22 protein-coding genes are annotated in these 22,475 nt (G+C 67.8%); 11 read left to right on the forward strand and 11 right to left on the reverse strand.

Annotation, left to right across the window (positions count from 1 at the left end; translation table 11 throughout):
* Positions 1-24: 24 nt before the first annotated feature.
* The 3 genes from ABIB54_RS14955 to ABIB54_RS14965 are packed head-to-tail and all read right to left on the reverse strand — an operon-like array spanning position 25 to position 2,971.
* On the reverse strand, positions 25-897 hold the full coding sequence (locus tag ABIB54_RS14955; RefSeq protein WP_354576313.1) for an ABC transporter permease: 873 nt from the start codon (positions 895-897) through the stop codon (positions 25-27).
* The gene (locus tag ABIB54_RS14960; protein ID WP_354576314.1) at positions 897-1,676 is read right to left on the reverse strand and encodes an ABC transporter ATP-binding protein; all 780 of its coding nucleotides are present in this window, start codon (positions 1,674-1,676) and stop codon (positions 897-899) included. The genes ABIB54_RS14955 and ABIB54_RS14960 overlap by 1 nt, the downstream gene beginning before the upstream one ends.
* Before the next feature lie 8 nt (positions 1,677-1,684).
* The gene (locus tag ABIB54_RS14965; protein WP_354576315.1) at positions 1,685-2,971 is read right to left on the reverse strand and encodes an amidohydrolase family protein; all 1,287 of its coding nucleotides are present in this window, start codon (positions 2,969-2,971) and stop codon (positions 1,685-1,687) included.
* Positions 2,972-3,231: 260 nt separating this feature from the next.
* On the opposite strand from ABIB54_RS14965, the gene ABIB54_RS14970 reads away from it, so the two are divergent.
* Positions 3,232-3,774 carry a helix-turn-helix domain-containing protein gene (locus tag ABIB54_RS14970; RefSeq protein WP_354576348.1) on the forward strand — a complete coding sequence of 181 codons (543 nt, stop codon included), beginning with the start codon at positions 3,232-3,234 and terminating at the stop codon, positions 3,772-3,774.
* Positions 3,771-4,712 carry a PDR/VanB family oxidoreductase gene (locus ABIB54_RS14975; protein ID WP_354576316.1) on the forward strand — a complete coding sequence of 314 codons (942 nt, stop codon included), beginning with the start codon at positions 3,771-3,773 and terminating at the stop codon, positions 4,710-4,712. Before ABIB54_RS14970 ends, ABIB54_RS14975 begins: the two co-directional genes overlap by 4 nt.
* Before the next feature lie 4 nt (positions 4,713-4,716).
* On the opposite strand, the gene ABIB54_RS14980 is transcribed toward ABIB54_RS14975, so the two are convergent.
* Positions 4,717-6,042 carry an amidohydrolase family protein gene (locus ABIB54_RS14980; protein ID WP_354576317.1) on the reverse strand — a complete coding sequence of 442 codons (1,326 nt, stop codon included), beginning with the start codon at positions 6,040-6,042 and terminating at the stop codon, positions 4,717-4,719.
* 138 nt (positions 6,043-6,180) lie between these two features.
* Here ABIB54_RS14980 and ABIB54_RS14985 point away from each other — a divergent pair, with 138 nt between their 5' ends.
* Positions 6,181-7,104: an XdhC family protein gene (locus ABIB54_RS14985; protein ID WP_354576318.1), complete on the forward strand. Its 924-nt coding sequence runs from the start codon at positions 6,181-6,183 to the stop codon at positions 7,102-7,104.
* Between the two features lie 926 nt (positions 7,105-8,030).
* Here ABIB54_RS14985 and ABIB54_RS14990 read toward each other — a convergent pair.
* Together ABIB54_RS14990 and ABIB54_RS14995 are read right to left on the reverse strand one after the other, a co-directional pair.
* A complete protein-coding gene (locus ABIB54_RS14990; RefSeq protein WP_354576319.1) occupies positions 8,031-10,721 on the reverse strand; it encodes a molybdopterin-dependent oxidoreductase in 2,691 nt (896 codons plus the stop codon).
* A complete protein-coding gene (locus ABIB54_RS14995; RefSeq protein WP_354576320.1) occupies positions 10,718-11,560 on the reverse strand; it encodes an FAD binding domain-containing protein in 843 nt (280 codons plus the stop codon). The genes ABIB54_RS14990 and ABIB54_RS14995 overlap by 4 nt, the downstream gene beginning before the upstream one ends.
* Before the next feature lie 80 nt (positions 11,561-11,640).
* Here ABIB54_RS14995 and ABIB54_RS15000 point away from each other — a divergent pair, with 80 nt between their 5' ends.
* From ABIB54_RS15000 to ABIB54_RS15010, 3 genes are read left to right on the forward strand one after another with little or no spacing between them, the layout of a single operon-like run.
* Complete coding sequence (locus ABIB54_RS15000) at positions 11,641-12,789, forward strand: mannitol-1-phosphate 5-dehydrogenase (protein WP_354576321.1); 1,149 nt, start codon at positions 11,641-11,643, stop codon at positions 12,787-12,789.
* Between the two features lie 4 nt (positions 12,790-12,793).
* Positions 12,794-13,198 carry a hypothetical protein gene (locus ABIB54_RS15005; protein ID WP_354576322.1) on the forward strand — a complete coding sequence of 135 codons (405 nt, stop codon included), beginning with the start codon at positions 12,794-12,796 and terminating at the stop codon, positions 13,196-13,198.
* On the forward strand, positions 13,198-13,584 hold the full coding sequence (locus tag ABIB54_RS15010) for a hypothetical protein (protein WP_354576323.1): 387 nt from the start codon (positions 13,198-13,200) through the stop codon (positions 13,582-13,584). Before ABIB54_RS15005 ends, ABIB54_RS15010 begins: the two co-directional genes overlap by 1 nt.
* Before the next feature lie 12 nt (positions 13,585-13,596).
* Here the strand turns inward: ABIB54_RS15010 and ABIB54_RS15015 are convergent, their stop codons facing one another.
* The gene (locus ABIB54_RS15015) at positions 13,597-13,998 is read right to left on the reverse strand and encodes a DoxX family protein (protein ID WP_354576324.1); all 402 of its coding nucleotides are present in this window, start codon (positions 13,996-13,998) and stop codon (positions 13,597-13,599) included.
* Positions 13,999-14,241: 243 nt separating this feature from the next.
* Between ABIB54_RS15015 and serA the strand changes: the two genes are divergently transcribed.
* Complete coding sequence (gene serA, locus ABIB54_RS15020; protein ID WP_354576325.1) at positions 14,242-15,831, forward strand: phosphoglycerate dehydrogenase; 1,590 nt, start codon at positions 14,242-14,244, stop codon at positions 15,829-15,831.
* A gap of 193 nt (positions 15,832-16,024) precedes the next feature.
* A complete protein-coding gene (locus tag ABIB54_RS15025) occupies positions 16,025-16,390 on the forward strand; it encodes a YciI family protein (protein ID WP_354576326.1) in 366 nt (121 codons plus the stop codon).
* A 67-nt stretch (positions 16,391-16,457) separates the two neighbouring features.
* On the opposite strand, the gene ABIB54_RS15030 is transcribed toward ABIB54_RS15025, so the two are convergent.
* Both ABIB54_RS15030 and ABIB54_RS15035 read right to left on the reverse strand, forming a co-directional pair.
* Positions 16,458-17,846 (reverse strand): sensor histidine kinase, encoded by a 1,389-nt coding sequence (locus ABIB54_RS15030; protein ID WP_354576327.1) that lies wholly within the window; start codon positions 17,844-17,846, stop codon positions 16,458-16,460.
* On the reverse strand, positions 17,843-18,526 hold the full coding sequence (locus ABIB54_RS15035) for a response regulator transcription factor (RefSeq protein ID WP_354576328.1): 684 nt from the start codon (positions 18,524-18,526) through the stop codon (positions 17,843-17,845). Before ABIB54_RS15035 ends, ABIB54_RS15030 begins: the two co-directional genes overlap by 4 nt.
* A 121-nt stretch (positions 18,527-18,647) precedes the next feature.
* On the opposite strand from ABIB54_RS15035, the gene ABIB54_RS15040 reads away from it, so the two are divergent.
* Entirely contained in the window at positions 18,648-19,055 is a 408-nt protein-coding gene (locus ABIB54_RS15040) for a hypothetical protein (protein WP_354576329.1), read from the forward strand.
* A gap of 6 nt (positions 19,056-19,061) precedes the next feature.
* Here ABIB54_RS15040 and ABIB54_RS15045 read toward each other — a convergent pair whose 3' ends face one another.
* Positions 19,062-19,469 carry a hypothetical protein gene (locus ABIB54_RS15045; protein ID WP_354576330.1) on the reverse strand — a complete coding sequence of 136 codons (408 nt, stop codon included), beginning with the start codon at positions 19,467-19,469 and terminating at the stop codon, positions 19,062-19,064.
* 71 nt (positions 19,470-19,540) lie between these two features.
* Here ABIB54_RS15045 and ABIB54_RS15050 point away from each other — a divergent pair, with 71 nt between their 5' ends.
* Together ABIB54_RS15050 and ABIB54_RS15055 are read left to right on the forward strand one after the other, a co-directional pair.
* Complete coding sequence (locus ABIB54_RS15050) at positions 19,541-20,458, forward strand: FAD:protein FMN transferase (RefSeq protein ID WP_354576331.1); 918 nt, start codon at positions 19,541-19,543, stop codon at positions 20,456-20,458.
* Positions 20,455-22,029 (forward strand): 2Fe-2S iron-sulfur cluster-binding protein, encoded by a 1,575-nt coding sequence (locus ABIB54_RS15055; protein WP_354576332.1) that lies wholly within the window; start codon positions 20,455-20,457, stop codon positions 22,027-22,029. Before ABIB54_RS15050 ends, ABIB54_RS15055 begins: the two co-directional genes overlap by 4 nt.
* A gap of 101 nt (positions 22,030-22,130) precedes the next feature.
* Here ABIB54_RS15055 and ABIB54_RS15060 read toward each other — a convergent pair whose 3' ends face one another.
* The gene (locus ABIB54_RS15060; protein WP_354576333.1) at positions 22,131-22,382 is read right to left on the reverse strand and encodes a DUF6458 family protein; all 252 of its coding nucleotides are present in this window, start codon (positions 22,380-22,382) and stop codon (positions 22,131-22,133) included.
* Positions 22,383-22,475: the final 93 nt, after the last annotated feature.

Here is a 22,475-nt window from a genome sequence, read left to right on the forward strand (position 1 = left end):
TGCGGGTGGAAATCTGTGGGCGGATCAGCCGAAGTCGTACCACTTGCCGATGGCGACCCGGCTGAGCCATCCGAAGAGCAGGAAGACGGCGACGCCGAGCAGGGAAGCGGTGAGGATGGCCGCGTAGGTGCCCGCGCCGTTGAGCCGCGAGGTCGAGACCTGGATCAGCACGCCGAGGCCGGGGGTGCCCCGCTGAAAGAACTGGTCTCCGACGATCGCGCCGATCACCGAGAGCCCTGCGGCGTTGCGCAGTCCGACGAAGATCGACGGGAGGGCCGCCGGAAACTGCAGTTTGGTGAGGGTGGTCCACTTGCTCGCGCCCTGGAGCGCGAACAGTTCGCGCTGGGCCAGATCCGTCGACTGCAGTCCGAAGAGCGTGTTCGACACCATCGGGAAGATCGAGATCATCACCGTCACGATCACGCGAGAGAGGAATTCGTAGCCGAAGAGTGCGCCGATCAGCGGAACCAGCGCGAGGATCGGGATGCACTGCAGGATCACCGCGTAGGGGAACAGGGATCGCTCGACCCACTTGGCCTGCGCCATCAGCGTCGCCCAGGCCACCCCGATCACGATCGCGATGACGAGACCGGTGAGGGCGACCTGGGTGGAGTTGCCGAGGTCGGCCACGAGCTGCGGGGTGAACAGCGGATCCGCGAACGCGGCTTTCACCACGAGGTGCGGGTAGGGCACGAGGAAGGCGAGCTGCTGGCTGGCGTAGTAGTTCGCCACGAGATACCAGAGCCCGATCAGCACGGCGAGAACGGCGAGCGGGGGCCACCATTGATTGGCCCGCCGGGCGTAGACGCGGTTGATGCGCGCCTGCCGGAGCGCGCGCGGGGACAGCGAATCGCCGGCGCCCGCGCCGGACACGAATTCCGAACCTGCGACAGACATCAGCGGTGCCCCTCTCGCAGCGCGTGGGACACTTCGCCGACGAGTTCCGCGAACTCCGCGGTGAAGCGGATGTCCGGATCCCGCGGCATCGGGAACGGCACGTCGAATGTGCCGACGATCGATCCGGGGCGGCCGGACATCACGATGACCTTGGTGGAGAGGTAGACGGCTTCTGAGACCGAGTGGGTGATGAAGAGGCCGGCGAACTGCTTCTCGACGAAGAGCTTGAGAAGCTCGTCGTTCAGTCGCTCGCGGGTGATCTCATCCAGGGCGCCGAATGGCTCGTCGAAGAGGAACAGCTCCGGCTCGAGGGTGAGGGAGCGGGCGAGCGAGGTGCGCATCTTCATGCCGCCGGAGAGCTGCTTGGGCAGGTTCTTCTCGAAGCCGCCGAGGCCGACGAGTTCGATCGCCTCCTTCGCCTTCGCCTGGCGTTCCCTCGGCTTGACGCCATTGAGTTCGGCGAGAAGCTCGACGTTGTCCTGCACCGTGCGCCAGGGAAGCAGCGTCGCGTCCTGGAAGACATAGCCGATGCGCTTCGTGTCGACCTCTGCCGTGCCCTCCGAGGCGGTTTCGAGCCCGGAGGCGATGCGCAGGAGGGTGGATTTGCCGCAGCCGGAGGGTCCGACGACGGTGACGAACTCCCCCCGGTTCACGGTGAGGTCGATGCCGCGGAGGGCGACCGTGCCGTTGGGGAACTGCATCGCGACATTGCGGAAGTCGAGCAGTGTGCCACTGGATGCAGCGCTGCGAGACGGTTTCATGAGTGCTGGGGCTGACATGCTCAGCATCACCTCGTTTCGGCTAGGGAGGGGGTGGGGGATTCCGCGGCGACGCGAGGCGCCGCAACGTCATAGCTGACGGTGCTCTGTGCCACGAGACGCCCGGCGTGGATGACGAAGCGGTCAGCCGAAGCGTTGGCGATGACATCCGAGAGATTGGTTCCGCGCACGGCAAGGAGCTCGGCGGCAGCGCCGACCTCGACGCCGGCGACGGGAAGCGACATCACGGAGCGAGCCCCGGAGCTCACGGCCGCGTAGGCCTCGTCGAGAGTGAGGTGACCGGCCGAGACCAGCAGCGACGCGGTCTCCAGTGCATCGCTGCGACCGACCGGGTTGAACGGATCGCGCACATTGTCGGCTCCGGCCGCGACGCGCACTCCGGCATCGAGCAGCGCCCTCAGCGCGGTGAGCCCGCGCGGGGTGCCCACCGGATGCTGCCAGCCCTGCAGGTAGAGGTTGGTGATGGGCAGCGAGATGATGCCCAGGTCGCTCGCCAGCACCTCGGTGATGACGGCGGCGAGCTCTCTCGGTTCGAGAGTGCCGAGGCGCACGCAGTGGCCAGCGGATGCCGGCACCGTCCAGTCGCGCACAAGCCGGGCGTACTCTCCGAGGGTCGGTGCGCCGGTGAGGCTCTCGTCGGTGTGGATGTCGCTTCCGACACCGCGCCGCTCGGCGATGGCGATGAGGCGGCGGAGGTCGGCGAGAGGATCTTCGGCCAGGTGCGGCGCACCGCCCACCAGATCGACGCCGAGGTCGAGGGCTTCGTCGACGAGTTCTGACGGCACGAACGGCCCGGCAAGCGCGACGAGTTCGATGTCCATCAGTTCGCGGAATTCTTCGCGCACCCGCACGAGCGCGCGGACGCCGCGCATCGGGTCGTCGCCAACGAGCATGTCCACGTGCGTGCGCACGGCGGTGGTGCCCTGGCGCAGAAGCAGGATGGCCGCCTGGCGAGCCCGCTCGGCGATGCTCTCGTCCGTCATCACCGCGGTGTAGTCACGCCAGGATTCGATGGCGAGCTCGAGGTCTCCCATCGGCGGATCGATGAGATCCCACGAGAGGGCCTTGTCCAGGTGCGCGTGCGGTTCGGCGGGGGCGGTCAGCAGCAGGAAGCCGCTCAGGTCGAGAGTCGAGCCGTCATTCTGCACGTCAGCGTGCACGTCGGCGTCGGCGGCGAGCGTCGCCGCGGGGAACACGGCGCTCACCGTGCCGCCGTCGAGCGTGACATCCACTCGCGAGCCATCGGGCAGAGTCGCATTGGTCAGCTGGCGGATGCTACGGGGCAGGGATGACACGGTGCGGCACCTTCCTCGAACGACGGGGGTGGGCGACCATCGCACCGGTGAGTTGGTCGCTGAAAAATGTTGATATCGTCAACATCATCGAATCTAGGGACACCCCGTTTCCGACATGTAACGGCATCGTTTCCATCTGTTAAGCCTGAGTCCGTCGGGTTGCCCGGGCCGCTCCCGTCCTGCAAGATCGCTAGCGCTCTCACAGTGGGGAGGACCCCGTCACTACCGTCGATTCCGCGATTGACCTGCAAGCCGAACGAATCGGCAGCCGCATCCGTCAACTGCGTCGAGCCAGAGGACTAACTTTAGTGCAGCTCGCTGTGAGCGCGGACCTGTCCCACCCCTTCCTGAGCCAGCTGGAGCGGGGCAGGGCACGCCCGAGCATGACCTCGCTGGAGAAGATCGCGCGCGCCCTCGGCAGCAGCCAGCTCGAGCTCATGGCCGCTGCGGAGGACGATGCGGCCGACCAGTCGGACATCGTGGTGGTGCACGCAGACCAGGGCACCCGCGGCCCGTATGGTGACGGAGAGGGGCGCCTTCTCGTGCATGGCCGGCGACGGTTTCACCCGATGGAGTTTCGCGGCTCGAACCAGGTTCCCGGCGAGTTCTACGAGCACGAGGGTGATGAATTCCTGCACGTGGTCTCGGGTGTCGTGATCGTGGACTTCGAGGGTCGCGAGTCCTCGGTGCTGCGCGCCGGCGACTCGGTCTACTTCGCGGGCGGCATCCGTCATCGGTGGCATGCCGCCGAACCGGGCGGCTACCGGCTGTTCGTCGTGAAAGAGAAACCGGAGTCGCGATGAGTTCGCACGAGACAGAGTTCGACGCCGTCGTGGTGGGTCGCATGCCGGTCGCCGACTCGATCGACGTATTCGACATCGCCCGCTCTGATTCCTCGTCTCTGCCGCACTGGCAACCGGGCGCGCACATCGACCTCGTGCTGCCATCGGGCGAGGAACGCCAGTACTCGCTGCTTCCTCCGCTGGTTGCGGATGCCCCGACGTGGCGCATCGCCGTGTTGCGGGAGCCCTCGGGCCGAGGCGGTTCGGTGTGGCTCCACGACGCACTCACGGTGGGCGACACGATCCGGGTGCGGGGGCCGCGCAATCACTTCGAATTCGCGCCGTTTCCCGGCTCTCCCGTGCTGCTGCTCGCGGCCGGGGTCGGCATCACCCCGATCGCGTCGATGGCGCGGGCGGCTGCGGCCTCCGGCATCCGGTACGAGCTCCACTACTCGGGGCGATCCCGGTCCGCCCTCGCACTGCTCGACGAGATCGGGGAGGCGACGCTCCATCTCAGCGATGAGGGCACTCGGGTGGACTTCGCCGAGCTTCTCGGTTCGCTCGACCCGGCGGCCACGATCTATGCGTGCGGCCCCACACGCTTCATCGAGGCGGTGGAGGCGGCCGCAGGGGGGCATCCGCTGCACGTCGAGCGCTTCGAAGCCAAACCACTTGCGGCTCCGGTGTTCGAGGGGGACTTCGAGGTGGAGCTGGCCCTGAGCGGCGAGACCCTCACCGTGCCGCCGGACCGCAGCATCCTCGAGGTGGTGGAGGAGGCCGGAGTGTTCGTGCTCTCCAGCTGTCGCGAGGGCACCTGCGGCACCTGCGAGACGCCGGTTCTGGAGGGCGAGGTCGACCATCGCGACTCGATCCTCACGCCCCTCGAGCAGGAGCAGAATTCCGTGATGTACATCTGTGTCTCCAGGGCCGCGTGCCCGAGGTTGGTGCTGGAGCTCTAGCCTTCTAGGCCTGCCGGGGAACCCGAGCGGACAGGCGCGCCACCAGTTCGCGCTCGTCGGCGTCGACCAGTTCGTAGTCCCGTACGACCACCCGGCCGGCCACGACCACGTGTTTCGGGCGGCGCCCGGGATTGGCCCACAGCAGGCCGGCCACGGGATCCGTGACGCCGGCATCGGCGACGCCCGACACATCCCAGATGCAGAGATCCGCGGCGGATCCGGGGCGGAGGTTGCCGAGCTCGGAACGACCGAGTCCGGCGGCGGAGCCCGCCATCGCCATGGCGAGCACTTCTCGCGCCGCGATCGGCGGCCCGACGAGCGGCGCCACCTGCATCGCGAGCCGGGCATCCGCCAGCAGGTGTCCCGCGTCGTTGCTCCCGCCGCCGCTGGTTCCGAGGCCCACGACGATGCCGGCGGCCCTCAGCGCCGCGACCGGGGCGATCCCCCAGCCCATCGGCAGGTCGCAGCCCGGCGCGTGGGTGGCCGTTATGCCGGATGCCGCGAGCCGCCGGATCTCCTCACCGGTCACGTCGCAGAGGTGCGCGAGTGTCACGTCCGACTCGAGCCAGCCCCAGTCTTCGAGCAGGTCGATCGGCCGTTTGCCGTACTTCTCCAGTGCGATCGCGACATCCACCTGCTCGTTGGCTTGAGTCCTCCGCCGCAGCCCGTACTTCGCGGCGACCTCCGCGAACAGCTCGAAAGTCTCCCGGCTGTCGCTGTGCACTCCGGCCGGACCGATGGCGAGCTGCAGCATCCCGTCGCCGGTGCGGGGGAGCAGCGCCCGCACGATGGCCTCCGCCGAACTCGCGGCCTCCTGCGGATCGTCGCGCGCGGACCCCCGCACGAAGACCAGCCGGCCGCCGAGGGCTCGCGCGGCGTCCGCGGTCGCGATGGCGATGGCCACCGAATCCGCGCCGCTCGGCCAGGTGAGGTGATGATCCGCGACCGTCGTGACGCCACAGAGCAACCCCTCGGCCACACCGACGGATGCCGCGACCGCGGCAAGCTCGGCGTCCACACCCGCGCGGGCGTAGGCCGCCGCCATGGTGGGCAGCCAGTCCCGCATCGCCACGCCACGCGTGCCGGGGAGGGTGCGGAAGGCGGACTGCAGCAGGTGGTGGTGCGCATTGACGAGACCCGGCGTGACCACGCATCCGCTCGCATCGAGGGTTTCGGGGTTCTGCGGCTCGCCTGCCGCCGTCACTTCTCCCGGCGCCGTCTCTTTTCCGGTCAGCGTCTCTGCCACCACGCCATCCCGCAGCACGAGCGTGCCCGTGAGTTCGGTCCTCTCGTCGACGACGATGCGGGTGGCGTTCGCGATTGTGAGCATGATGATTTTCTAGCACCCGCGTGTGTCGTACACGTGACACGGCCGCCCTCGACCGTCGCTCTCTCGGCTGCATCAGGGCTCGGCTGGCACACAGCAGGCCGTAACCCTCGCGTGATGAGCCTGTGCGATGCTGAAACCATGTTCGAGATCGCGGATCGCCTGCTCGCCGCCGCCGCGGTAGGCAGCCGGCTCGCCGTCGCCACAGCGGTGTCCATCGACGGCAGCGCGCCGCGCACGGTCGGCACCTCGATGGCCTTCGACGGCTCCTCGGTGATCGGCAGTATCGCGGGCGGATGCGTCGAGGGCGCCGTGGTCGAGACCTGCGAGCTCGTTCTCTCCGACGGCATCCCGCGCACTGTCGAGTACGGGGTGAGCGACGAGTCCGCGTACTCGGTGGGGCTCACCTGCGGCGGACAGTTGCGTATCCACGTGCAGATTCTCGACGACGACCTGATCTCCGCGCTCGCGGCCCAGCGCGACCTCGACGTGTGTGCCGGATTCACCGAGCGCGCACCGGTCGAACGCCACCTGATCGTGTTCGGGGCGATGGAGTTCTCGGCTGCCCTCTCGTCGGCGGCGCAAGTGCTGGGATATCGCGTGACCGTGTGCGACCCACGCTCCCTCTTCACGACTCCCGCCCGATTCCCAGGAGCCGAGATCGTCGTCTCGTGGCCGACCGTGTGGTTCGAGACGGCGGAGGTGGACGACAGCACGGTGATCTGCGTGCTCAGCCACGACGCCCGGTTCGACGCCGAGCTCATCGCCCTCGCACTCGATTCGCCTGCCGCCTTCGTCGGTGCGATGGGGTCGCGCCGCACCCACGATCGTCGGGTCGCCTCCCTGCGCGAGCGCGGCGTCAGCGAGGAGGCGATTGCGCGGCTGCGATCACCGATTGGCCTCGACCTCGGCGCCAGCACCGTTGAGGAGACAGCGGTGGCGATCCTCGCGGAGGTGATTGCGTCCCGGTCCGCGGCATCCGCCCTGCCGTTGTCGACGACTGCCGGGGCCATCCATCCGGTGCCCGTCAGGGATGCGGCCGTCCGCGCCGTGCGCGCCGACTAGGTCGGATCGGCTCGCGACGGTCGTCTGGCCCTCTGTGGGGGGCGGCTCTGCAGGTCTCGCCTCGCCCTTCTCGCCTCGCTGGTCTCGCCTCGCCCTTCTCGCCTCGCCGGTCTTGATGCCGCCGGGCCCAGGATCGACGCTGCCTGTCTTCGTGTCGACTCGGGGGTAGTGGCGACTTAGCCGCGTCGGAGGTCGCATCTAGTCCCGACTCGATTCGGGCCGGGGATCGACGCTGCCCGCCCCGGGATCGAGTCGGGGGTTGTGGTGACTTGGCCGCGTCGGAGGTCGCATCTTGTCCCGACTCGATTCGGGCCGGGGGTCGACTCTGCCGGTCCGGGGATCGACGCTGCTGGCCTCGGGGTCGACCCTGCCTGTCTCCGGATCGACTCGGGGGTTGTGGCGACTTGGCCGCGTCGGAGGTCGCATCTTGTCCCGACTCGATTCGGGCCGGGGGTCGACTCTGCCGCTCCCCGGGGTCGACTCGGGGGTTGTGGTGACTTGGCCGCGTTAGAGGTCCCATTTAGTCCCGACTCGATTCGGGCCGGGGGTCGACTCTGCCTGTATCGGGATCGACTCGGGGGTTGTGGCGACTTGGCCGCGTCGGAGGTCGCATCTAGTCCCGACTCGCTTCGGGCCGGGGGTCGACGCTGCTGGCCTCGGGGTCGACGATGCCGCTCCTGGGATCGACTCGGGGGTTGTGGCGACTTGGCCGCGTCCGAGGTCGCATCTAATCCCGACTCGATTCGGTCCGAGGAACGACTCGATTCGGGCCGGGGGTCGACTCTCCCGCTCCCTGGGATCGACTCGGGGGTTGTGGTGACTTGGCTGCGTCGGAGGTCGCATCTTGTCCCGACTCGATCCCGGATGACGCGACGCGTGGGCGTCCCCCGGTGAGCAGCCGGCGGTGGAAGCGCCGTGACGGGCGGCTACTCGGCCGACCCGGCCAGGCGCCAGAGCCGTTCGCGGGACATCGGCAGCTCGTGTGGTCGCACGCCGAGGGCATCCCGGATCGCGTTGGCCAGCGCGGGCGCCACCGGGTTGTAGGGCGCCTCACTCATCGATTTTGCTCCGAGCGGCCCGAGCGCGTCGAAGGTCTCGGCGAAGAACACCTCGGTGAGGGGGATGTCCGCGAACCGCGGCACGTGATAGTTGCGGAACGCCGTGGTGGTGACTCGCCCGGCGCCATCGAGACGCATCTCCTCGTAGAGCGCGGTGCCGATGGCCTGCGCTGTGGCTCCTTCGATCTGTCCGCGCAGTTGCTCGGGGTTGAGAACCGTGCCGGCATCCGCCGCCTGCACGGACTGGAGGATGCGCACCTCGCCGGTGGTCGGATTCACCGCCACGCGGAAGCCGTGCACGTTGAACGCCACCGAACGGGGAGTGCCGTCGTGGCGGCCGGACGCCGTGAGCGGACCCTCAGCGAGGAGCTCGGACGCTGTCACGACACGCTCACCGAAACGAACCCCGCCGTGCTCGACGACCCCCGCGGAGAGTGAGGTCATCGAATATGCCCGCTCGAGCATGAGCTGCTCGAGCGCCGATGCGGCGGCCAGGAGGGCCTTGCCGGCGACGACCACACCGGCGGATCCGAAGGCTCCGGTGTCGTAGGTCACCACGTCCGTGTCCGACTGTCGGATCCGCACACGATCGACCGTAGTGCCGAGAGCGGATGCCACCAGCTGGGCGTGCACGGTGGTGGTGCCGTTGCCGAACTCGACGGTGCCCACCCCGATCTCGATGTCGCCGGAGGGCTGCAGCGTGACCGTGGCATCCGCGTAATGTCCACGCGGAGGCAGCGAGGCGATCATCGCGAGAGCCATTCCGGTGCCGACCCGCCACCCGGGCGAGGATGGCGGTGGCGGGCCGGCGAGCGCCCCCTGCACCAGATCGAGGCACTGGTCGAGCCCGTACGAGCCGTAGATGAGGTCGGTTTCGGCATGCGGCTCGACGACCACCATGTCGTCCCCCGGCACGACGACGTTGCGCCGACGAAGCTCGAACGGATCCATTCCGAGCGTGCGCGCGAGCTCGTCCATCGCCGATTCGATCGCGAAGATCACCTGGCCGAGGCCGTAGCCGCGGAAGGCACCGGAGGGCAGGTTATTCGTGTAGACCGACTCGGCATCCACCCGTTTGTTCGCGCAGCGGTACACACTGATCGACTCGTGAACGCTGTGGTACATCACGCCGATGCCGTGGTTGCCGTAGGCGCCGGTGTCCATGAGCTCGTCGATCGCCATCGCAGTGAGGGTGCCGTCGGATGTCGCGGCAAGGGTGACCGAGACGCGCATCGGGTGCCGCGGAGCAGCGAGAGTGAACTCGTCCTCCCGAGTGAACTCGTATTGCACCGGCCGCCCGGTGTGCAGAACGGCGAGGGTGACGAGATCCTCGGTGAAGAGCTCCTGTTTGCCGCCGAAGCCACCGCCGACCCTGGCGGTGAAGACGCGAAGCCGGTCGGGCGACAGGTCGAAGATGTGGCAGAGCTCGTCCCGCACCAGGTACGGCACCTGGGAGGAGGTGCGCAGCACCAACCGCCCGTCGGAGTCGAGCCAGCCGCGGGTCGCGTGGGTTTCGAGGGCAGCGTGGTTCACCCGCTGCGTGCGCCAGGTTCCGGTGGCGACCGCATCCGCCGCGGCGATCGCCGCGTCGACGTCGCCCATCTCCCCGTGCATCTGGGCGAGCACGTTCCGTTCGGGAGCCGACACGCGCTGCTCGGCTCCCTTTTCCGCGTGCAGCAGAGGAGCGCCGGGCTGGCGCGCGAGCTCCGGGTCGAAGACGCCGGCCAACACCTCGTACTCCACCTCGATGAGGGCGAGCGCGCGCTGGGCGATCGCGACCGTGTCGGCGACGACGGCGGCGACCCGCTGTCCGATGAACCGCAGCACCGGATCGAGCACGAGGGTGTCATCCGGATCGTCGGTGCGCATCTCGTGTCGTCCGGTCGAGAACAGCGTCGTGGGGGAGTCGTAGTGGGTGAGCACGGCGTGCACGCCGTCGGCGGCGAGCGCCCGGGAGGTGTCGATGGAGAGGATGCGCGCGTGGGCGTGCGGACTCTTCAGCACCGCGAGATGCAGCAGCCCGGTCGTGCGGAAGTCGAGGGTGAACGGTTCCTCGCCGGTGGCGATGCGCATTCCGGCCGGCGCCCGCACCGACTGTCCGGCTGCCTCGCCCGAGGCGGGGGTCTGGGTGTTCGAGGTGCCGCAGATCGCATCCCGGATCGACCGGTAGCCGGTGCAGCGGCAGATGTTGCCTTTCAGCAGGCGCGGCAGGTCGTCGAGGTCGCTCTCGTCGAAGGTCGATGCCGTCACGATCATGCCGGCGGTGCAGAATCCGCACTGGAATCCCGCTGCGTCGACGAAGGACTGTTGCAGGGGATGCGGATGCTCCGGAGTTCCGAGACCCGCAACGGTCGTGATCTCCGTGCCTTCGAGGCGGTGGGCCGGGTAGAGGCACGAGTGGATCGGGTCGCCGTCGAGCAGCACCGTGCATGCGCCGCAGTCTCCGCTGTCGCAGCCCTTCTTCACGTCGAACTCATCCAGGTCGCGCAGCACCGTGCGCAACACCTGCCCGGCCGCCGGGGTCGCCTCTACCGGGGAACCGTTCACCGAGAACTTCATGACAACTCCTGCCGCAGCTGCTCCGCGAATCGCCCGCTCATGGCGCGCCTCCAGTCGGGTGATCCGTGCGCGTCGTCGTACCAGCGGTCGATCGCGCCGAGGTGGTCCCGCAGCAGAGCCGCGGTCGGGGGCTCAGCGAACCTGAGCTGCACGGGATGCGAGGTGCCCCCGGTCACCGTGAACACCGTTTCGCCGTCCGGTGCCTGCCGCGCGATCACGAGGGTTCCCGTGCGGCCGAGGTCGTTGAGGGCGATGCGACGGAATCCCGTGCGTGACTCGAGCGAGGTGAGCGGGATGGCGATCTCGCGCAACACCTCGCCGGGCACCAGCGCGGTCTTCATGACACCGGTGACGAGCTCGACGACGGGCATCCGGCGCTCACCGCCCCCGGGCATCCAGATCACCGCTTCGGCATCGAGGCTCGCGGCGAGCGAGATCATCGGGCCGGCGGGGAGGGCGAGGGCGATGTTGCCCCCGACCGTCGCGACATTCCAGATCTTGAACGAGGCGAGAAAGGAGTTCGCGCACTGCCAGAACAGGGCGAGGGGATTGGAGTGCGAGTCGAGCCCTCGACCGGCACGAACCGGGTCGGTGCGCAGTTCGGGCGGGGTGAGTCGGGAGAGCTCGGCGACCGTGCAGGTCGCCGCGATCACGAGTGCAGTCTCGGTGCGGGTCACCGGCGCCCAACCGAGCCGGGTGATGTCGATGAGGCCGGTGAGGCCGGTCTCCAGAACGGAGAAGAGCCACGTTCCGCCGGCGAGGATCTTCTCGCTCGGCCCCACGGAGATATCCGCCCGGGTAGCAGGCACCCGGATCTCCTGCACGTCGATGAGGTCCATTGTCCACTCAGTAAACCGCACCCATGTGACAGATTTATGACAATGCCGCTGCGGTAGACACCCCGGTACAATTGCCAGCCATGAGCAACAAGACCGCTGTCCATTTCGGAGCCGGCAACATCGGCCGCGGGTTCGTGGCCCAATTCCTCCACGCGAGCGGCTACGAGGTGATCTTCGCCGACGTCAATGACGACATCATCGCGGAGCTGCAGGCCGCAGACAGCTACCACGTGCACGAGGTGGGCGAGAACTCGAAGTCGAGCGTCGTCGACAATTTCCGGGCCATCAACAGCCGCACCCATGAGGCGGATGTCGTCGCCGCCATCGCCTCCGCCGACGTGGTGACCACGGCCGTCGGTGCGCGCATCCTGCAGTTCATCGCCCCGGTGATCGCCAAGGGGCTCGATTCCCGCCCCAAGGATGCGCCCAAACTCACGGTCATCGCCTGTGAGAACGCGCTGGGCGGCACCGACATCCTCGCCGAACACGTGCGCAAGCACGCCCCGGCCCACAACGCCGTCTTCGCCAATTGCGCGATCGACCGCATCGTGCCAGAGCAGGACGGCGGGCTGGATGTCACGATCGAATCGTTCTTCGAGTGGGTCGTCGACCGCACCCCATTCCGCGGCCGCGACGGCAAGGGAACGACGCCCGACATCTACGGCATCACCTGGGTGGACGACCTCGCCCCCTACATCGAACGCAAGCTCTTCACAGTGAACACCGCTCACGCCGCCGCGGCCTATCACGGCATCGATCGGGGCTGGGTGTCCATCCGTGAGGCGCTCGCCACTCCAGAGTTGCAGGCCGAGGTGCGTGCCGCCCTGGCCGAGACCAAGGCGCTCATGGTGGCCAAGCACGAATTCGACGCCGACGAGCAGCAGGCGTACATCGAGAAGACTCTCGTGCGCATCTCCAACCCGCACCTCCCCGACACCTGCGAGCGGGTCGGGCGCAACCCGATGCGCAAGCTCAGCCGCAATGAACGGTTCATCGGGCCCGCGGCGGAGCTCGCCGAGCGCGGGATGCCCGCCTGGGACCTGCTCAATGCCGTCGGCGCGGCCCTGCGTTTCGACGTGCCGGGGGACGAAGAGAGCGTGCAGCTGCAGGAGCTGCTCTCCAGCGGCCTTCCGGCCGACGAGCTCGCGGTGGCGATCACCGGCGTCGAGCCGGATCACCCCCTGTTCCCGCACCTCGTCGAGGTCATCCAACTTCGTCTGAATCGCTGAGCCCGTGGCGACCGAACCGGACGACGCAGGCCTCAGCTGGGGCGATGAGACGGACCCGACCCATGTCGACGCACCCGTCGTCGACGAACCGCTCGACGGTGCCGAGGTCGAGGAGCCGGGGATGAGCTCCGCGCTGCTCGTGACCCTCGGCGTGTTCGGGGGCGTATTCCTTCTGTTCACCGTGGGTTGGATCATCGGGGTGCAGCGCGCTCCGCTTCCGAGCGCGAACCTCTTCTTCGCCTTCATGTACCGGCTCGGGCAGATTCTCGCCGTCGTGGCACCGGCGGCATGGTTCGTCGGGGTGTTGGTGTTCGCCCGGCAGCGCCGTACGCCGGTGCGCATCCTTCTGCTGCTGCTCGGGGTCGTGCTCCTCGCGCCGTGGCCATTCATTCTCGGACTGGGAGCCTGATGACCGACCCGACCCCCGTCGACCCCGTGTCGCCTGCCCCGCAACCGGATGCCGCGCCGCGCCGCGCGCGCATCGGCTGGCTCGGCATCAGCATCGCGATCCTGTTCGGCCTCTTCTACGTCTACGACCTCTTCGAGGCGATCTCGAACGTCGTGGGCGTGACCTCGCAGATCAACCTCTACAACGAGGCGCGGGCCGTCGTGAAGCTCGACCCGGTGCCCATCCCCTGGGGGTGGCTCGTCATCGACGTGCTGCTGGCGCCGGTGGTGTTCGCCCTCGCCTTCATCATGGGGCGCCGCAAGACCGTGTTGCTCAAGGTTCTGCTGTTCGCGATCGGGCTCACCCTCGTTGCCGCAACGACCCTGTCGGTGGAAGCCCTCGCCTGAGTCCGCCTCCCGCTACCGCGGAACGGTCACGATCGACACCAGGATTATCGCGATGAGCACCAGCTGGGCGATGTAGCGCGGCCAGAACGGGATGGCCGCGGCCCCGAATTTCTCCGGATGCTCCGACGCGAGGTGATTCGCGGGGAAGATCGCTACGAGGAAGACCACGAGCATGATGCCGGCGAGGAATGTCGTCACCGGCACGAGCAAGCCGATGCCGCCCGCGATCTCGCAGACTCCCGTGAACCGCACGAGGGTCTTCCCACTGATCAGGCCGCCCCGTGTGAAGTACTCGGGGATCATCGCGGCCATGCCCCGGGCCGGTCCCGGGCGGAAGTGGTTGATGCCCATCCCCACGAAGACGATGGCCAGCAGGATGCGGAACACGAGCTGAACGGTCTCGAAGGCGGTCATCCGTCCATTCTCCCCGCCGTCGGCGTGGCATAACTCCTGCAGAACCCCGGGAATAGGTCCTGCCACCCGGATTCTGCCCCCGCAGCGGGAGAGCTGCAGGAGTTATGCAGACCGGCGAGGAGGGGGCGGTTCGGCGCACGGCGTCACACGGCGGAGCGACCGCAGGCGGTGGGATAAAGTTCAAGGGCCGAAGCGTCCGTCGCGGCGCGGCATCTCCCCTTTCCCAAACGAAGGATCCGATTCGTGGCAAAGCCGATCGTTGTGATCGCTGAAGAACTCTCTCCTGCTACCGTCGAGGCCCTCGGCCCCGACTTCGACGTGCGTTCCGTCGATGGCACCGACCGGCCGGCCTTGCTCGCCGCCCTCGCCGAGGCCAGCGCCGTGCTCATCCGCTCCGCCACCCAGGTGGATGCCGAGGCGATCGCCGCAGCGAAGCAGCTGAAGGTCGTGGCCCGCGCCGGCGTCGGACTCGACAACGTCGACATCAAGGCCGCTACCGAGGCGGGTGTCATGGTCGTCAACGCGCCGACCTCGAACATCATCTCCGCCGCCGAGCTCACTGTCGGGCACATCCTGAGCCTCGCCCGGCACATCTCGGCCGCCCACGGTGCTCTCGCCGACGGCCAGTGGAAGCGCTCGAAGTACACCGGGGTCGAACTGTTCGAAAAGACCATCGGCATCATCGGACTCGGTCGCATCGGTGCCCTCATCACCGCGCGCATGCAGGCCTTCGGTACCAACATCGTGGCGTACGACCCCTACGTCACCGCGGCGCGGGCCCAGCAGCTCGGCGTCACCCTTCTCAGCCTCGACGAACTCCTCGCCCAGAGCGACTTCGTCACCATCCACATGCCGAAGACGCCGGAGACCACGGGCATGATCGGCGACGCGCAGTTCGCCCTCATGAAGGACACGGCGTTCATCGTCAATGTCGCCCGCGGCGGACTCATCGACGAGGATGCCCTCTATCGCGCCCTCACCGCGGGCACGATCGCCGGTGCCGGCCTTGACGTCTTCGTGCACGAACCGCCGGTGGGTTCTGCTCTGCTCGCGCTGCCGAACATCGTGGTCACCCCCCACCTCGGCGCCTCGACCGACGAGGCTCAGGAGAAGGCCGGGGTCTCGGTCGCGAAGTCGGTGCGGCTCGCCCTCTCGGGGGAGCTCGTGCCGGATGCCGTCAACGTGGCAGGCGGAGTCATCGACCCGACGGTGCGCCCGGGGATCCCGCTCATGGAGAAGCTCGGGCAGGTCTTCGCCGGCCTCGCCTCGAGCCCGATCACCGCCGTCGATGTCGAGATCCGGGGCGAGATCGTCGAATTCGACGTGAAGGTCCTGAAGCTCGCCGCTCTCAAGGGAATCTTCACCAACGTGGTGAGCGAATCCGTGAGCTACGTGAACGCGCCGCTGCTCGCCGAGCAGCGTGGCATCACCGTGCGCCTGATGACGGATGCGGTGAGCGACGAGTACCGCAACCTGCTGACCATCCGAGGCACGCTCAGCGACGGCAGCCAGGTCTCCGTCTCGGGCACGCTCACCGGCCCGAAGCAGACACAGAAGATCGTCGAGATCAACGGGTACGACGTGGAGGTGCCCGTCGCCCAGCATCTCATCGTGATGGTCTACACCGACCGCCCGGGAATCGTGGCCGTCTACGGCAAGGAATTCGGAGAGGCCGGCATCAACATCGCGGGCATGCAGATCAGTCGTCGCGAGGCCGGCGGCCAGGCGTTGAGCGTGCTCACCGTCGACTCTCCGGCGCCAGATGGCCTGCTCGAGACGGTGCGCCTCGCCATCCAGGCCGACCTGCTCTGCGAGATCGACATCACCGACTAGGTTCTCCGGCTGCGCGAACGGGGCGGATTTACGAGGGGGTCCGCGCAGACCGCAGCCCACCCCGAACACCGCACCCGGAGTATGGTGCGATCAACGAATCCGCTCAACGCTGTCGATTTCGGCGAGGCCCGTTCGTCGTAGGGGAAAGGGCCAGCCGCTGTGGAGGTCGGTCCGCCACCACAAGGGAGCGATCATGTCCGATAAATACCTCATCCTCATCATCGAACCGACCTGGGATCCGAACGACGTTCCGGAGGGCGGCATGGAAGAAGCCGGTCGCGCGCACGGGGCGTTCTCTGCCGCTGTCGCCGCGGCCGGAGCCAAGATCCTCGGCGGAGAGGCTCTGCAAGGCGCGGCGTCAGCGGTCGGGATCGTGCCGGCAACGGACGGGAAGCCCGCGGTCTTCACGAATGGGCCACTCGCCGAGACCCCTCAGGTCGTCAGCGGCTACTACGTGATCGAGACCGAGACTCTCGAGGAGGCCAAGCAACTCGCTGCCCTCTGTCCGACCGGTGACCGGCTCGAGCTGCATCCCATCTGGGACATGGCCGGAATGTAGACCGAGCGACAGGCGGAGGTGCCACACCGGAATGGACGCATGAATTCCGCTCTCGAGACGGCGACCGTCAACTCGACGCGTTGAATCGAACGCTCGCGTCGAGACCGCCTCCCGGGCGATCGTCCAGGTGCACGGTGGCTCCGCTCGCCGAGGCGAGTTGGGCCACGATCGCGAGGCCCAAACCATTGCCCGCGCCGTCGGGTCGGCCCCGCCAGAACCGCTCGAAGGCCTGCGCGCGCTCTTCCGGCGGCATTCCCGGACCCTGGTCGAGCACGTGAAGCGCGACCGAACCATCGCTCTCTTCCGTCTGCACCACGACCGTGCTGCCGGAGGGGCTGTGGGTGAGGGCATTGTCGAGGTAGTTGTCGATGATCTGGTCGGCGGCGGTTGCGACCGCGGTGATCGGCGCCGACAGCGGCCCCTGGAATTCCAGCGCGACTCCGGATTCCTGCGCGAGCGGCAGCCAGTGATCCACCCGTGCCCGGGCGATCGCCGCGAGATCGACGGTCTCGAGAGGCGCCGAACTGGACTCGGTGCGGCTCAGCAGAAGCAGCCCCTCGATGATCTCGCCGAGCCGTTCCGCTTCGGCCTCCGCCGTCAGCATGCGGTCGGCCGCGCCGGCGGGATCGGTGTCGATCAGCACTCGCGCGGACTCGAGGCGCAGCCGGAGGGCAGTGAGCGGGGTGCGCAGCTGGTGGGACGCATTGGAGGCGAAGGTGCGCTGCTGTTCGAGCAGTGCGTCCAACCGTTCCGCCATGACGTTGAAGGAGCGGGACAGCGATCGAAGCTCTGGGGCGCCCGTGCGATCATCCGCCCTCACATGCAGACGGCCCTCGGCGAGATGCCCGGTCGTCTCCTCGAGCTTCTCCAGGGCGCGCGTGATCGTGGTGGAGAGCACGAGTCCCACGATTCCGGCGAGCAGCACGGTCGTCAGGGCGACGAGCCACAGGGTGAGCAGTCGCTGATTCAGGGTGTCCGTCACGACCTGGGCCGGATAGGTGAGGCGCACCGCCCCGAAGATCCTCGCTCCGCTGAGCACGGGCACCGTGACGTAGAGGAGTTGTTCGTCGAGGGTGTCGGAGAACCGCTCACCCGTCGCGATCTGGCCGGTCAGCGCCTTGGCGATCTCGGGCCGCGACAGGTAGGAGCTTCCGACCGAGGCGCTGTCGTCATCACTGGTGACCAGGGCGGTTCCCGAGGAATCGACGATCACGACCCGCGAGCCCCCCGCCGCTCGATACTGCCGCGCGAGCTCCGTGATGACGGCATGGTCCGTGTCGGTCGCCGACTCGAGGGACTCCTCGCTTCTCCCGGCGAGGATGAACGCGTCCCGTTCGAGGGAGGTGATGATGCGATCCCGCTCGACCACCCGCAGCTGTGCGCTCAGGGGGATGTCCTGAACGAGCACGACGATGAGGGCGACGATCATGAGGATCGCGGTGAAGCGCCACTTCACGCCGGCACGCCGAACCGAAAACCGACTCCCCGCACCGACTCGATCCAGCGCGGATCGCCCAGCTTCTTGCGAATGGACGCGATGTGGGTGTCGAGCGTCTTGGTGGTGCCGTACCAGTTGGTGTCCCAGACCGTGTGCAGGATCTCGGATCGCCGGAAGACCGCCCCCGGATCCTGCGACAGGTAGGCCAGGAGCTCGAATTCCTTCGGCGTGAGGTAGACCTCCTCGTTCCCGACAGTCACCTTCTGTGCCCGGAGGTCGACCGACAGGGGACCGAAGTTCTTCGTCTGGGATGCAGCCGTCGGGGGTGCGGCCTCCGCGGCGCCCGTGCGCCGAAGCACCGCACGCATCCTCGCGACGAGCTCACGCATACCGAATGGCTTGACGACGAAGTCATCCGCTCCCATCTCCAGAACGACGACGCGATCGATCTCGTCACTGCGCGCGCTCACCACGATGATCGGGGTGAGGTGGTCGCGTCGGATGGCGCGGCACACATCCGTGCCGTCCATGTCGGGCAGACCGAGATCGAGCAGGATCAGGTCGGGGGCGAAGGCGCCGAGCGCCGCGAGACAGTCCGCGCCGGTCGCGACGAGCCGGGATTCGATGTTGGCAAGAGTGAGCCCGTCCACGATCCCGCCCGCGACGGCGGCATCATCCTCGACCACCAGTACCCGCATGGCCCAATTCTGGACCCCACCGCGGGAACTGGCGCCGATGTCGCGTCGAGTAGTTCAATCTTTGACAGTTCTTGGATTTCCGCGGGTCGAACGTGTAGTGATCGATTCCTAGTCTGAAGACATGAAATCTCCCGCAATTACGATCCTCACGGTCATCGCGGTGCTCGGCACCGCCGGAGCGGCGATGGCGGTAAATTCCGGCACGCTTTCGCTAGTCTCCTCCTCGACTCCCACGGATGCGACTTCCGTGCTCATCCCCAGCCCGACTCCGAGCGCAACGCCGGCCACCGCGCCGACCTCGACTCCGGCACCTGGAGCCGGAGATGATTCGACCGGGGCCGCCGAGCCGGCTCACGCGGCACCGAAGCCCGGCCCCGTGACCCAGACGCCTCCCGCCGAGACCCACGAGTCCGAGAGCTACGAGTCCGAAACTCGCCCGTCATCCTCGACGACCCCCAGCCCCACCCGCACGCACGAACCCGAGGGTGACGACTCGCACGATGGCGGATCGGGGCATCAGGATGACTAGTCCCATTCATCCCGCCCAGCGTGCGCGTACGTTCACCGGGGCCGCCTCGATCGTCGCGCTCGTCGGCATCGTGGCCGGTCTCCAGCTGACCGCGAACGCCCAGGGCGCCGAGAGCACGGGCGCGACCCCCGCATCCGGCAGCATTCCGTCGGCGACCACGCCGGCCCAGTCTCCCGCCGCGGGGGGCACCACGAATCCGGCCGATCCGGCTCCCGCAGCGGCAGTGCCCGCCCCGGCGGCTCCCGCTGCGGTCGCACCGGCGGCGGCTCCCGCCGCGGCGAAGGCAGCACCGGCCCCGGCGAAGGCAGCGCCGGCCGCGCCTGCCCCTGCACCCGTTGCCGCAGCTCCCGCTCCAGCAGCTCCTGCTCCTGCGCCGGCACCCGCGCCGGCACCTGCACCCGTGAACGGGTCCACCGGCGGCTCCGGGGGCTGATCGAGTGGGGGCTCGTTCGATCTCGGGGGATGCCGTTCGAGCAGTCTTCGAGATGACCGGAACAGAACCGGTGGCGAAGATGCGACGCGAGCCGCACATGGGTGGCCACAGCACGATCACCGTGGTAGGCGGAGCGTCGTCGGCGCTCGATTCCTGCTTCGCGCTCGCGCACCGGTGCGAGCGGCTGTGGAGCCGGTTTCTCCCGACCAGCGACATCACCCGGCTCAACTGGGCCGAAGGCGACGCGGTGGACGTCGATCCGCTCACCGTGAGACTCGCGACCGCGATGCTCGCGGGCTTCGCGCGAACGGGAGGGGACTTCGATCCCACCCTTCTGCCTGAGCTGCTCGAAGCGGGCTATGTCAACTCTCGCGTCGATCCCGAGCGATCCACCTCCCTGCCCGACTCGGCCCGCGCTCCCGGCGAGATCGGGGGAATGCTGATCGAGGGTGACTCCATCGCGCTGCCCAGGGGCACCACACTCGACCCCGGTGGCATCGGCAAAGGGCTCACCGCCGACCTGATCTGCGAACTCGCGCTCGCCGAAGGCGCCTGGGGCGTGATGGCCGAGATCGGTGGTGACGTCGTGGTGGCCGGAGAAGCCCCCGGCGCGCAGGGGTGGCGTATCGGCCTCGAGGACCCCCATGCCGACGGCGAATACGCGGCGATCATCCGACTCGGCGCGGGGGCGATCGCGACCTCGAGCCAGCTGAAGCGTCGATGGGGTTCCGGCCCCGGCGAGCGGCACCACCTGATGGATGCCAGCACCGGAACAAGCGCGGTGAGTGACGCGCACACCGTCTCCGTGATCGCCGCCTACGGCTGGTATGCGGAGACGCTGACGAAACCCGGCTTCCTCAGGCCCACCCCCGACTACCTGTCGTGGCTCCCCTCCGTCGGGGCCGCAGGATGCGTCATCGATCGCGACGGAGCCCTTCACGCCTCACCGAACTGGCAGGACTACGCATGAACTCTCCCCACCTGTGGTGGTACATCACCCGGGCCAGTGCGATCGTGGCCTGGGCTCTCATGACGCTGTCCGTCGTGTGGGGCACCCTGCTCTCCACCCGGGTGCTGCGAAAGGTCGACAACCCCTCGTGGTTACAGGACCTCCACCGCTACCTCGGAGGCACAGCGATCGTCATGGTGTTGATCCACATGGTCACGCTCATGCTCGATGGATGGCTGCACTTCTCCGTCGCGAATGTCCTGGTGCCCTTTTCCTCGGACTATCGAGCGCTGCCCGTCGCGATCGGCATCCTGGGCTTCTACCTTCTCGTCGCGGTGCAGGGCTCCTCCTTGCTCATGCGCTGGCTTCCGCGGCGGTTCTGGAAGGCCATCCACTACTCCAGCTACCTGATCGTCGTGTTGGTCTCGTTCCATGCCGGCCTCACGGGAACGGATGTCGCGGCTCTCTGGTATCGCATCGTGGCGATCTCCATCATCGGTCTCACTGTCGTGGCGGTGCTCGTTCGGGTGCTGGCCGGCACGAAGGCAACTACAAGCCGGGGTAGCGCGTCGGTGCGAAGTGTCCCTGACACCACGGTGTCGGACACGACCGTGCGTTCGGGTGACGGTCTCGCAACAGGGTCCGCCGCGCTACCCCTCGTTCTCGACCGCACGACCATGCGGGTGGCTGCGACCTTCCGAGTCTCCGACGAAGTGCTCGGACTTCGGCTGGTGCCGACCACCACCGATCTGCTGCCGGTGTGGCACCCCGGGGCTCACATCACACTCTTGCTCCCGAATGGTCTCGAGCGCCAGTACTCGCTGTGCGGGGATCCCGCCGACAGGTCGCACTTCGACATCGCGGTGTTGCAGACCCAGCCCTCGCTCGGCGGCAGCAGCTGGATCCACGCCAATGCGCGTCCCGGCCTGGAACTGGAGGTGACCGGACCGCTCAACCATTTCGAACTGGAACCCGCCTACTCCTACACCTTCATCGCCGGGGGAATCGGCATCACGCCCATCAAGGCCATGATCGAATCCCTTCCCCAGAGGCGTGAGTGGCACCTCGTCTACGTCGGCCGCAGCCGCAAGTCGATGGCTTTCGCCGATGAGCTGGTCACCCGTTATCCCGGCCGTGTGCTAGTGCACGCCTCCGACGAGAACGTCGCGGCGCTCAACTTCGAGAAGTTCCTGGAGGCGGTGGAGACGGATGTCTACTGTTGCGGCCCCGAGGCACTCATGGTGCGGGTGGCAGCGGCTGTGCCGCGGGAGCGCATGCACCTCGAGCGCTTCCAGCCCGTGGAACGCGCGGCGATCGGTGGTCCCCAGCCCGTGATGGTGAGCTGCCGCAAGAGCAAGAAGAACTTCGACGTGCCGGCCGGCCAGAGCATCCTCGAGGCGCTCGAGCAAAACGGCCTCCCCATTCTCGGCTCCTGTCGCAAGGGGGTATGCGGCACCTGTGAGGTGCGAGTGGTGAGCGGCCTTCCCGATCATCTCGATTCGGTCGTCGACGACGACGAGAAGGATCGCGTCGGCATCATGTACCCGTGTGTGTCGCGGGCGACAACACCGGAACTCGTTCTCGACATCTAGCTCTGAAGCTTTGACGCGCTCAAACTATGGCGCGCCCACAACGATGACGCGCCCCCGTCCGAACCCGAATCGGAGGGGACGCGTCGGTTCGTGTCGTGGGACTAGACCACGTCGCCCCGAGTCTCTTGGCTGGTGATCTTCTCGTTGCCTGTCGGGTCCACCGCGGTGCGCGTGGTCGACACCGTCGAGCGCTTGCGCGAGACCATGATGATCGAGATGAGGAAGACGACGACGCCGGCTCCCATAAGGAGGTATCCGATGAGGTGCAGATCGACCCCCGGAACAGTGAGGCTGATGGCGAATGCGACGATAGCGCCGACGACGAAAAGGAAAATGCCTGTACCGATACCCATGATGAGTCCTTTCGGTGCTGCCCTGGTGAGTGAATGTGCGCCGAGAGGCGGCACACACAATCAGTGTCCACCACTAATGGTAACCGTATGCCC

The sequence above is a fragment of the Frigoribacterium sp. UYMn621 genome, from assembly GCF_040549525.1.
Classification (GTDB): domain Bacteria; phylum Actinomycetota; class Actinomycetes; order Actinomycetales; family Microbacteriaceae; genus Lacisediminihabitans.